Here is an 11,998-nt window from a genome sequence, read left to right on the forward strand (position 1 = left end):
ATCCAAAAAACGAAAGAGGAACTATTCGGGTTCCTCTGTCATGATGAAGCTGGATGCCCGACTAACTAGGGCGAAAACTTCAGGCGCGTTCTCAGGTGCGGCGTCATCATCGTTGAGCCCAATGCAATCACAATCGCAGCGACAATGGCGATCACACTGGGGAAAATAAACAGCAAACCGGCAATCCCAAAGCCCAGTCGTGCCGTCGTATTGAGACGTTCTTTCCAATACCCCTCGACACCAATACTGAGCAAGATCACCCCAACCACCGCTGTGCTGCATGAGATAATGATGTTACTGGCAGAGCCATTTAGCAGTAGTCCATCACCGTAGACAAACGCAAAGGGGACGACAAAGGCTGTGATCGCCAGCCGCACAGCCCCTACCGCTATCTCAAGCGGTTTGGCATCGGCAATGGCTGCCGCCGCAAAGGCCGCCACCGCTACCGGTGGTGTCATCGCAGACAGGACCGCAAAATACAGGATGAACATGTTGGTCTGCAGGACACCGATCCCAAGTGCCAGCATGGTCGGGCCAACCAGCACCGCTGACAAGATGAACGCAGAGGGAGTCGGCATACCCATACCCAGAATAATGGCGAGAATGGCTGAGATAGCCAGTACCAGAAACGTACTGTCTCCGGCCAAAACAAACACAAGCTCGGCGAATTTGCCGCCAAGGCCAGTCATTGAAATACCACCGATGACCAGGCCTGCCGCTGCACAAGCCGCCACGACAGACACCATGCGCAAGGTAGACTCACCCAATGCCAGCCAAATGGCAACCAGGCCCATACGCGTCGACGGCCTGACCGCAGCCACCAGCAACACGACCGCGGTCGCGACCGCTGCCACATAGGTTGGGGAATAACCCATGACTAGCGCCGTCGATAACGCCAACAAAGGAACAATAAACAGACCGCCATTTTTAAGCGTTGCTTTCAGCTTGGGTGTTTCGTCATCGCTGAGGCCCTTGAGCCCCATCTTCTGTGACCGCAAATGCACCTGAGTATAGACACAGAGGTAGTACAACAAAGCCGGAACGACGCCAGCAATCACGATGTCGCGATAACTGATGCCGGTGTATTCAGCCATAATAAAGGCAGCAGACCCCATCACGGGTGGTAACAGACTGCCCCCGGTTGAGGCGGCTACTTCAACACTGCCCGACAGTGCTTTGCTGTAGCCCAGACGTTGCATAATTGGAATGGTGATCGAACCCGTGGTCACAACATCCGAAGTTGGACTACCCGACATGGTGCCGTACAAGCCTGAAGAAATAACCGCAATTTTCGCGGGTCCGCCGGCCTTCTTGCCCGCAATGGCGGAGGCAAAGTTATAGAAAAACTCGGCACCTCCGGCGCGTGACAAAAAGGTACCAAACATCACAAATAAAAAGGCGTAGGTCGCCGCTACACGCAACGGAACGCCAAAAAGTCCGTCTGTGGTAAACATCATGATATCGAGAAAATGGTTGTAACTGACTTGCCGAAAGCCAAATCCGGCCGGCAGGTTATAGCCAAAAAGATTGTAGGCGACGAATACTGACACGACACTGGTAAGCCCGAGGCCGACAGTTCGTCGCGTAGCTTCTATGGTCAGAACCAACAACACTGTTGCCATCACCAGGTCCATTGTCTCCAATGGAAATAGCAAGGTGATACGCTCTGTAATCCGTTCGCTTTCAGTCGCAAAGTACACGCCAACGACCAAACTGGCGGTCGTGAATATCCAGTCCAGAACACTAGGCCTGTCTTGCCTCGCAGCAGGACCGGCGGTATACATTAAAAATAACAGAGCCAGAATGGCGGACAGAAACACTACCGTCATCACATACAGGTCGATGTATACAATGGTGGTTGTATATATCACGCCAATAGCGATCAGCGCGGCGCAACTCTGCACTCCGGTTTTCAACGCTCCGGAGAGAACGCGTCGGGTTCCCGTCTCAATCAGCGCACTCAGGAGTTGACTCATAGTCCAATACCCTCTTTATGGGTCCAAAAACATGAAAACAGAACAATCAGCAGGAAGTCTTTATTAAAAGCACTTTAACGCGTCAGGCGGGGCCCCTTCTGGGCCCCGCAACAAAGTTCAGCGCAAGCCAACCTCTTCGAGGTAACGCAAGGCGCCTTCATGGAAAGGCACAACATCGATCGACGCCATCACTTCCTGGGTCAGAGCTCGCATTGCCGGGTGTACACTGGCGATCAGTTGATGGTTTTCGAACAACGCTTTGGTCAAGTTGTAGGCTGTCTGTTCGTCCATGTCAGAACGCACCGCCAGAGCGGCACCCAGAGATACTGTGGGTGCGGCAGCAGGAGACCATTCGTAAGATCCTTCGGGTATCACGAAAGCAATGGTACCACTGGCTTCATTGACAGTTTCAATCGTGTCATCGCCCACTGGCAGCAAGGTCAGGTCCACACTGTTCCCAGCCTGCATGATCGAGCTATGACGAACAAAGAGACTGTTGAGAATCATGTCGGCACGACGGTCCTGGATCAAGCTCATTTGCTCGTCAGATGCGGCATAGATCAACTGCCCGCCCCAGCTCTCGATGTCTTCTTCGGTGACACCTATGGCCGCGAGCATTTCCTCAGCAACACTAGAGGCAATGTTTCCACGACGGTTAATGGCTACCGTAATGGGAGGCTTGACCCTGGCGATGTCTTCAAAGGACTCGATACCGTACTCTTCGGCAAAGCTATCCCGCATCAACGGCTGCATCGGCGCCCATGTATACATATACGCCAACACTCTGATGCTATCGATCGGCTCACGGAAAGGCGCACCGCCATTTTTGGCTAACAATAATTCTGCGTCATGAATCAGCGCCATGTCAGCCTGATCACGTTGCAACAGAGCAACGTTGGCAATACCTCCACCAGACGTTTGATAGGTGATCGTCGAGCCCGGATAGGCCTCGCGGACGCCGGCATCAATACCGGCACCGAGCAAGGTCCAGAGGCCACCCGGTGAAGCACCGGCAACATTCATTGTATAGGGTTCAGCGTGCGCTGGAGTGGCACTCAACAATGCACCGGCGGTTGCCAGCGCGGCAATGGACTGCTGGATAAATTTTTTCATGTCGGACCTCTTATTCTTGTAGATGGTTCATTCGTTTTAAACTAGCAAAATTGGATCTTATTACTGACAGTTGTGATTAAGGTTCAACCGAGCGGCCGCGAGCAAACGGGCCGATCGGCTCTGCACCGGGTATCTGAAGCAGCACTGGACGGTGCCCTCCCGTACTGCGGGCGCTCAGATCTTGAAACTCTCCATGCTGGCGGGATGAAACATTTCTTGCGGGCTGACCAACCGGCTAGACAATCCTTCCGCATGATGCTGTGCAAGGAAACGCGCTAGTGTCTCCCGGTTGGCCGCAAAACCGTAGGACCAGAAGTCCTCACCCATCAACTGACGGGCCGCGCGTAGCTGATCCTCCACAAAGGGCAAGGTTACCTTGGTCGCCGAAGTATCCGTCAGGTGCTTCATAGCCTTTTGTTTGGATGCTTCAAATGCTTTATACACTGAAAAAGGCAACCAGGGATGCGCCTCAACCAACGTTTTTCGAATGCCCAAAAGATGCATTATCGGAAATAATTTCGTACGCTGATACCAGGCTTTTGCTTCAGCCATCGGATCGGAAAAAAGGTAGCCAACGTTCGGATTTCCCCGCGTAAAACAGCTTGGTGCACGGGGTCCGATCACGGCATCGATATCACCGTTGGCAAGCATGTTTGAAATAGTCTCACCTTCAGGCGCATTAACCACCTCGACACCGTCGGTCAAATTCAAATTAATCTTTTCAACTCGACCAGCTTCTTCATACCCACCTCGCACCCAGGTCATCTCGTTAGGCTTGACACCATAGTCCTCCTCCAGAAACAACCGAACCCAGACGTTTGCGGTCAGCTGATACTCCGGCACACCAATGCGCTTTCCACGCAAATCCTGAGGCGTATTAATGCCTCTATCAGTTCGAATATATATGGAGGTATGACGAAACGCTCTCGATGGAAAGACAGGCACGCCAATGTATGGGCAGTCGTCATTGGCGGTTTTTACGGTATAGCTGCTCATCGACAGTTCAGTGATGTCAAAATCCGCATGTCGAAAGGCCCGGAAAAATATCTCCTCCGGGTCATGCAGCATGAATACTGGGTCTACACCATCAATCTGAACATCGCCATCAATCAGTGGACGCATCCGGTCGTAATTTCCGACGGCTACCGATAGATTCAATTTACTCATAGGTTATTCTCGCTCGGCTATTCAGGCGTTGGTTGCTTCAGATTCAGCCAACTCGGACTCCTCGGGGGCTCGACCAATGGATCGCCATTCCGTGCCTTTGGGTACAATGCCCTCGAAAGACTTCAGCTTGCTATGCGCAACGCGAGGTTCACTGGTTCCAATCACAGGTCCACCGTCAGCAACCGTTTTGGCCGCCCGCACCATCTGACGACGGAACTCCACGATTGCCAGGTCACTGGCTCCCAGACGGTCTTCAGAACGGTCAGCGATAGGGCCCATGGTCTCCCACATCGCCACATCCTGGTTCGGAATTCCACGGATACCGGTAAAACTTTCACCGGTTTTCATAATGATCCGGTCCTGACCGTAATTCTTTTCATAATCATTAAACCGGTGGAAAGACTCATCCACATCAATTCCCACCTGCAAGGCGAGAAATTTACGCCAGCTCTCTGTATCGGGCGTGGTTTCCGGCTTACCCCAGGCGATAAAGTGAAAAGCAGTATGAGTATCATCGATCGGCACATGAACAATGGCGATGTTGTACCGGTTATTCGGCGGAATTTGTACGGTATGCGGTGCAATAAACAACGTCGTTCGCACGTAATCATGTGTTTTGGCATCCTTGATCGGCCGACGGATGGCGGCATAACGGAAGCCAAAAGGCGTTGTTTCAATCTGCAGGCGTGGAGCCCGGTCAGTTGACGGGCGGTACCAGAGTGATTCATCGGCTTCCGCATTGGTTTTGCGTGCAGGTACCATATCGGTCGAATGCAGCGTCGACGAATGCGCCGAGTCGATAGCCCCTTCCAGAATCTGCGCCCAGTTACAATTAATAATGGCCTTGCCTATGGCAATTTTGGTGTTTGTCTCAGGCTGAAAAACAGGCGGCTCAAAGTCCGGAACGCTTGACTGGTCGCCCATGTAAACCCAGATGAAACCGGCTGCTTCATGCGTTTTGTAGGCTTTGACCTTTACCTTTTCAGCCAACTTTGACTCAGCAGGTTCTGACGGCATTTCCACGACGTTGCCATCCACATCAATTTTCCAGCCATGGTAGAGACACCGCAGGCCACACTCTTCGTTGCGTCCCAGTGCCATCGACGCTTTCCGATGCGGACACTTTTCATCAACCACCCCAACGCGCCCTTCACTGTCACGAAACGCCACCAGGTTTTCACCCAGTAAGCGAACCCGAATAGGCTTGCCATCGATTTCAGGCACTTCTTCCGATAGACAGGCTGGCATCCAGTGGCTTCGCATGATCTTGCCCATAGGGGCATCACCTTCAATGCGACACAGCAGTTCATTGTCTTCGTGGGATAACATTGGCCCCTTACCTCTTCGTCTTGTTGTCAGGGATTTTCAATACCTTGATCTGGATCAAGAGAATAAAATTAGATATCTAATATTATTGAAATTTGGGCCAACTTGACGGGTTTGTCAAGGTTCTCCGATTCAGGAAGCTGAGCCTCAAGACGGACCAAAACTGTTTTAAGTGGTGAGAACAAAAATGGATTTAAGCTCTTTTAGGTATACTTTATGCGTATTTAGAAGATCTTAAGATACTTTAAAGGATCGGCTTAAACTGACCAGAAAGTGATCTCCCGCCTGTAAATACCCAAGCCCGTTCCATGGATTCTGCGTTCCACCGCTTGTTTATTGAGACGATGTTGCAGCTTCAGACCGTACTGGCCCTGCGGAAACAGGACAGTCGGAACCGGCTATGCGTTTGCGGTCTAAGTGAGTGTTAGGGGAGAGGCACACAAGAATCGGTCATAGAACTCGGCTGTTGTAATAACCCCCATTTAAGCCGGAAACTAGGACTGTTAACGTTCTTAGGCGAGGGTAGCCGTGCCTGGGGCAACGTAGGCTGACGTCCGAAAGATCCCCTCGAAGTCGTCTGTACATCGATTTTTGGCCACGCCCCACCCCGATAGCATAGTCCCTGAATTCATCGATATTCAGGGGTCACATGATCGCCCAGACCGACTACAGCTGCCTTGGCCAAATCGAGCTGCTGGTTAGGGCACCATTGTTGACACTTTAAGCCATAATGGTACCCAAGCGACCCATGAGACAGGTCGCCTGTTTGAAGAAGTTTTAGCAAGTACGTCTGCCCAGGTACTAAGCAACTGTTTGGCCATATCGACCTTCAACCTTGCCAATACAACCTAGCCACCCGTCCAGAAGCCTTCTAATTATTAATCATCTATTAAGAATTACTTACCATTAGCTATATTTTTTACTGCTTGGACCATCGCTGCTGGTGTCGCCAATCCCTTCCCTGCAATGTCAAGAGCACTCCCATGTGCAACAGAACCAAACAAAACAGGAGTCCCTATGGTGATGGCCGATGCCTGTCTTGGTGAAGCAACCTTAATCGGTATGTGCCCCTGGTCATGGTACATAGCGAGATAGGCATCAAACTCACGATCGGCAAAAAGCGCGTCAGCCCCATAGGGCCCATGGGCATTAATACCTTCCTCAACCGCATCGGTTATTGCCGTTTTAATGAAGAGTGCCTCTTCTTTCCCCATCAAACCACCCTCACCAGCATGAGGGTTTAATCCGCAAACGCCAATGCGCCCCCCTGGCAAGCCAAGGGCAGCAAGAGCATCTCGTGTCGCATGCAAGGCGTTTAGGATCAAAGCTCCATCCAATCGTATAAGAGCATCTTTCAAGGGCTCGTGGAGCGTAACATTCACCACCCGATAGACCGGTGACATCAACATCAGGAACGTCTTATCGGCCGGGGTACCCGTCAACTCTGCTACCAAGCCTGGATAGCCCCGAAAATGGATTCCGGCCGCGTTAACAGAAGCTTCTGTGTGAGGTGCTGCAACAACGGCTGTAACCGACTGGCTCATCGCCAGTTCAATCGCGGCTTTTGCATAGCGATAGCAGGCCAGGCCTGTCACGGAGCTTACCTCCCCGAACTGCCAGTTCTGGCCTTCTAGTGCTGGAACTTTCTGAAGCGGAACCTGTCGACCATTGGGCAGGGAAATGAAGCCTTCACCGACTGATAGCTGTAACTGGCAAGCTTCAATATGGCGCTTGAGTGGTTCAACCTCACCGACAACAATGAGGTCCATTTGCCCATACAGCGACTCTTCCATGAGAGCCTTCAAAACGACCTCTGGCCCGATGCCAGCCGGGTCACCTATGGGCATTGCAATGGTCGGGCGTTGATTCATCACAGCGGAATCGCCAGCAGGGTATCAATTTTCTGACTGTCGCAAACAACTATGCGCTCTTCGAACAAGGCTGTATCTCCTTGGATGCGAATGCGATCAAGGTACATGCCGGTAGCAAACAGATGAATATCCCCGGTGTGCATGGTACGTACTACCATAAAGTTAGACTGAACCGTTACGATATCGTTGTCCAACGTGATCAGACGAACTGCATCACCAATATGCCGATAGACTTGTTCTTCATAAATATTGGCTTCACGTAATGCACTTACACGGTCTTTCAGCATGCCTTTAGAATTGGCCCATATCGCTCCATGCGCATACCCCTGGGCATGGTTCTCGCGATTCGTAACGCTGTAGAGACACTTGTCAGTAAACAGGTCTGGCCAACGCTCTAGGTCATCATTATCAATGCGTGAGACATACTCAGCCATCAGGTTTTCGATGAGGTTACGAGTTTGTTCGTTCATTCGAATCTCCTTGGATTCAGCCTTAGGCATTGGGAACCTGACCTTCGATTAAGGTTCTATATTTTTTCCAGAAGCCTCGAACCGAGGTTTCAGTTGCACGGAAGGCCTGACTTTCCGCCGTCTCGCCCCCCATCATAACCACACTGGTATCTTCTTCAGTCCCGTTGATACCGCGTTGAACAAAGTTGCCCACAGCGCCATCTTCCATGGAGATGAACCCGGCTGGACCCGCCAGGTTGGCCTGCTTAAGGCGGCGTTCAACCATTGCTTCGTCGTCATCCTGGAAGCCCAGATAGGTCCAAACCAACTCGGTAGTTTCGACTCCTGTGGGCACGATCTGACGTATCGCGATGGCGTTTTGTATCTGTTGCAAAACCAACCCAGGGAAGACGGTCAATATCTGAAGCGTAACGCCATCACCGTATTCATCCACACCATCAAGCAAGCTGGGGTCTTCAAGACGATACTCATCTTTACTGGAACGAATATTCTGACTGCCATAGTCATCGTTCGACAAGCTGGGATCAATCTTCGAATAAGAGACATGGTTTCCACCGCTATCATCAACAATGATCCCGCCTTTCTGGTTGAGACGGTTAAGCTCGAAGGTGGTAAAGAAGGTGTGAAGAATACTAGCGTGATAGCTATCTTTCGTATTCTCCATATAGAGCTTCCAGTTATTGTTCAGGACTTGGGTATTATGCCCCAATATTCTCACTGGTCGGTTCAGTACTCGACGTATTCGATCCGCTATTTCGCTACCCAGATACGACTCGATGTCTGGTGCATCGTCCGAGAACGAACCAAATACAAGTCCGGAAAATTCGGTAACGTGAATCTTCCGAAGGTTATAATCTTCTTTTTTGAATTGATCGGGCATTCCACCCTGGCGCTTTACACCCCGCTGGAAGGCAACCCCAGTCAGGTTACCTTTTAGATCATAGCTCCAGGCGTGATAAACGCAGGTCAGGTTTTCGGCTTTACCTTTGTGTTTTAGACACAGCAAGGAACCACGATGCGCACATCGATTAACAAAGCCATTTAATTGGCCGTCTTCATCGCGAGTAATAACGATGGGTGTCTCTCCTATCCTTGAGACAATAAAACTACCCGGTTCTGGCAACTCAGCGTCAAGGCACAGATAGTTCCAGGTTGAACCCTTGAAGATTCTCTCGTTTTCAATCTTGTATTGATTCTCGTCTGTATAAACCTGAAACGGAATTGTAGATACCTTGTCCGAAGGCCATTTAACACCGCCTGAGGTCGCAATTATGTCAGTCATGTTCTGTATCCCCTTAGCTAACCTTCTTGAGTAATTTCTTAACGATGGGCACCATTGGCTGGTGCTCGTCTTTTAGCTCTTGATCTGAAACGGATATCACTTGCCCAACCAACTTACCCATGGCGTTGACATCTTTCGCGGCATCAATTCCCAGTACAGCTTTTAGCACACGATTTTGATCCAACAGGAAGCTGACATGAGCGCCGCTTTCGTACCGCCGCACCAGCGCTAAACCTATCTCGGCATCGATCAAACCCACGCCTTGAATTCGGTGTTCATACTGGTCTGACCAAAACGAAGCGTGAGCCTTGTATTCATTTTCCTGCCCAGTCGCATTCATCCCGACACACCGCCCATGATCCTGTGCATGTCGCCAGGTCTCGAGTCGGGTCAGGCAATTTCGCCCCTGTATAGGCAGGCTGGCACCATCACCAGCGGCATAAACATTGAGAACATTTGTCCGCCCAAAACCATCAACAACAACGCCATTATCAACGGCAATACCCGCTGACTCTGCCAGGCCTGTATTGGGAATCACGCCAATACCAACCACCATGAGGTCTGCTTCAAGGGCAGTACCATCAGACATGTGCAATGTGACCGACCCCTGGGCTGACTCAGAGACTGATTCGATGGATTGTCCAAGGTGCAGCTTGACTCCATTCTCGGCATGTAAGCTGGCAATACGGTCGGCGGTGTATGGGTCGCAACTGCGCTGCAGGATTCGTGAGCCCGCTTCAATAACGTCAACGGTTATACCTCTGGCTCGAGCAGCGGCGGCCACTTCAAGCCCAATCAGTCCCGCACCGACAATGACAAGGCGCTTTGAATCATCCAATGCACCCTGAAGGCGTAGGGCGTCCTCCGCGCTTCTCAATGTATGTATACGGGTTGATTCAATCTGTCCCAGAGAAGCTGGGAGCTGTCGGGCGCGGGTACCCATCGCAAGCACCAATGCATCGTACTGAATGGTTTCACCCACACTGGTTAGAATTGATTGAGCGGCAGTGTCAATGTGCTCAATACGGGTATTCAAAATGAGCTGTATGTCATTCTGATCAAACCACTCTGACTCCATTAGGCTGGACGCTTCTAGTCGTGCCTCTGGTTTTAGCATCTGCTTTGACAGGTGGGTTCGGTCATAGGGTGGGTAGCAATCTTCACCAATCAGAGTAATTCGTACCCCGGGGTCGACTTCTCTGGCACCCTGGGCCGCAGACACACCCGCAATACCCGTTCCGATGATCACAATGTGGGTTGATGTCGACATCAGGAAGCGTCCAGTTCACTCGGATCGGTCAGAATGATTTCCCCACCCTCAACTTTCACCGAATACATTTTCATAGGCTGGGTAACAGGAGACGCACAGGGCTCTCCGTTCGTTACTTTGAAACAGCCACCATGAAGAGGACACTCAATTACATCGCCATCCAGAAATCCTTCAGACAATTTTGCATTGCCGTGGTTACACCGATCATCCGATACGTAAAAGGTTCCATCGACGTTGTAAACAGCTAGGTCATGTCCTTCGATTCGAATCGCTATAACATCGTCGGCTGGAACATTCGCAACACTGGTCAAGACCAGTTGATTTGAGGTAGTCATAACGGCTGATTCCTCATCCATCCACCTGGATGGATTTCATTTTAATAACTTTTGTTTAGGTAACGATCGTATTGCAAAAAAAACCGCTCCAGAAACCCGCTTTGGAGCGGTTTTTCAAGCACTGCATTCTGATCAGTTGTTCAGTAACTCTTGCTGGCGCGCCTCGAGTTCATCGGACCAAACACCTTTTTCACGGAAGAACTCGATAGCCACCTCGTGATAGGGAATAACCACGTCGGTGCTGGCATAGCCTTCCGGAACCCAGGTTGACAGCGTACGGGTGATACCCGGAAGTTCATCGGCATGATCCCAGAGTGCGTTCATCACTCTCAGAATGGCTTCCTCGTCCATGTCCGGACGCGCATAGAGCGTGGTTGCGTAGCTCAGTACATGAGTGTCAGTGTCGATGCCTACTGGTCCGGCACTGGCCAAGTAAGGGACAAAAGCAGGGCCAACTTCCTGCGAACGTGCCATCGCTTCACTTGAAGGATCAATTGGGAGTAAGTGAGCACCGGACGATGCATCCAATTCCTGCAAGATGCCGCTGCCCACCGATCCAACGGCTGCATCGGCTCGCCCTTCCATGACAGCGCGAACACCTTCAGGGTAACTCGACACCCGTACCACACGGATGTCGTCTGTAGTCAGTCCCGCATTGGCAAGCGCTGCCAAGGACGTCTTGGTGGCCCCTGCGAAAGCACCGTAGTCAGCTACAACACGACGACCCTGCAAGTCGCTGATCGACTCGATGTTGTCGTCTTCCCGAGTCACCAATGACAAACGATTTATGGAACCAAGCATCAGGGTGCGCATGGCATAACCATCACCGCCATTGGCGCCATCAAAGGGGGCCTCAGCGTCATACGCTAGCTTAGCCTCAACTGGGCTGGCAATGCCCAGATCAGCTTCCTGTGTCATAAACATCGGGAAGAAGACAGTACCAGGCTGTGGCAGTACGTCTACCCGGTCACCAGTGTGCTTACTGATCGTTGCGGCAAGCGCCTGCGCCTGGGTATAAAAAAGACTGCCCGCTGGGTTTCCACCCATAACGAGAATATCGGCTGTCGCAACGGTAGCGGAAGCGCCTGCAAGCAAGCCTATGAGCGTTCGGGACAAGGTGTTCAGGGTCTTTTTCTTATTCACGGTAATTACCTCCTGAAGGTGGCCAATGGCCAGGTTTGCCGAACC

At 51.4% G+C, this 11,998-nt stretch carries 10 protein-coding genes; all 10 read right to left on the reverse strand.

Going from position 1 to position 11,998, the window contains the following annotated elements:
• Window positions 1-65: 65 nt before the first annotated feature.
• Window positions 66-1,976, reverse strand: a complete 1,911-nt coding sequence (locus tag EP166_RS11990; RefSeq protein WP_127557242.1) for a TRAP transporter permease — start codon at window positions 1,974-1,976, stop codon at window positions 66-68.
• A 117-nt stretch (window positions 1,977-2,093) separates the two neighbouring features.
• Window positions 2,094-3,089 carry a TAXI family TRAP transporter solute-binding subunit gene (locus EP166_RS11995; protein WP_127557244.1) on the reverse strand — a complete coding sequence of 332 codons (996 nt, stop codon included), beginning with the start codon at window positions 3,087-3,089 and terminating at the stop codon, window positions 2,094-2,096.
• A 174-nt stretch (window positions 3,090-3,263) separates the two neighbouring features.
• The gene (locus tag EP166_RS12000) at window positions 3,264-4,256 is read right to left on the reverse strand and encodes an ABC transporter substrate-binding protein (RefSeq protein WP_127557246.1); all 993 of its coding nucleotides are present in this window, start codon (window positions 4,254-4,256) and stop codon (window positions 3,264-3,266) included.
• Window positions 4,257-4,277: 21 nt separating this feature from the next.
• The gene (locus tag EP166_RS12005) at window positions 4,278-5,585 is read right to left on the reverse strand and encodes a Rieske 2Fe-2S domain-containing protein (protein WP_127557248.1); all 1,308 of its coding nucleotides are present in this window, start codon (window positions 5,583-5,585) and stop codon (window positions 4,278-4,280) included.
• Between the two features lie 893 nt (window positions 5,586-6,478).
• A complete protein-coding gene (locus EP166_RS12010; RefSeq protein WP_164743918.1) occupies window positions 6,479-7,375 on the reverse strand; it encodes a PdxA family dehydrogenase in 897 nt (298 codons plus the stop codon).
• A 77-nt stretch (window positions 7,376-7,452) separates the two neighbouring features.
• Entirely contained in the window at window positions 7,453-7,923 is a 471-nt protein-coding gene (locus tag EP166_RS12015; RefSeq protein ID WP_164743919.1) for an aromatic-ring-hydroxylating dioxygenase subunit beta, read from the reverse strand.
• A gap of 22 nt (window positions 7,924-7,945) precedes the next feature.
• Window positions 7,946-9,205, reverse strand: a complete 1,260-nt coding sequence (locus tag EP166_RS12020) for an aromatic ring-hydroxylating dioxygenase subunit alpha (RefSeq protein WP_127557254.1) — start codon at window positions 9,203-9,205, stop codon at window positions 7,946-7,948.
• A gap of 13 nt (window positions 9,206-9,218) precedes the next feature.
• A complete protein-coding gene (locus EP166_RS12025; protein WP_127557256.1) occupies window positions 9,219-10,475 on the reverse strand; it encodes an NAD(P)/FAD-dependent oxidoreductase in 1,257 nt (418 codons plus the stop codon).
• Complete coding sequence (locus EP166_RS12030) at window positions 10,475-10,810, reverse strand: non-heme iron oxygenase ferredoxin subunit (RefSeq protein WP_127557258.1); 336 nt, start codon at window positions 10,808-10,810, stop codon at window positions 10,475-10,477. Before EP166_RS12030 ends, EP166_RS12025 begins: the two co-directional genes overlap by 1 nt.
• Window positions 10,811-10,942: 132 nt before the next feature.
• Window positions 10,943-11,953 (reverse strand): TAXI family TRAP transporter solute-binding subunit, encoded by a 1,011-nt coding sequence (locus tag EP166_RS12035; RefSeq protein ID WP_164743920.1) that lies wholly within the window; start codon window positions 11,951-11,953, stop codon window positions 10,943-10,945.
• Window positions 11,954-11,998: the final 45 nt, after the last annotated feature.

The sequence above is a fragment of the Saccharospirillum alexandrii genome (assembly GCF_004000275.1).
GTDB classification, from domain to species: Bacteria; Pseudomonadota; Gammaproteobacteria; order Pseudomonadales; family Natronospirillaceae; genus Saccharospirillum; species Saccharospirillum alexandrii.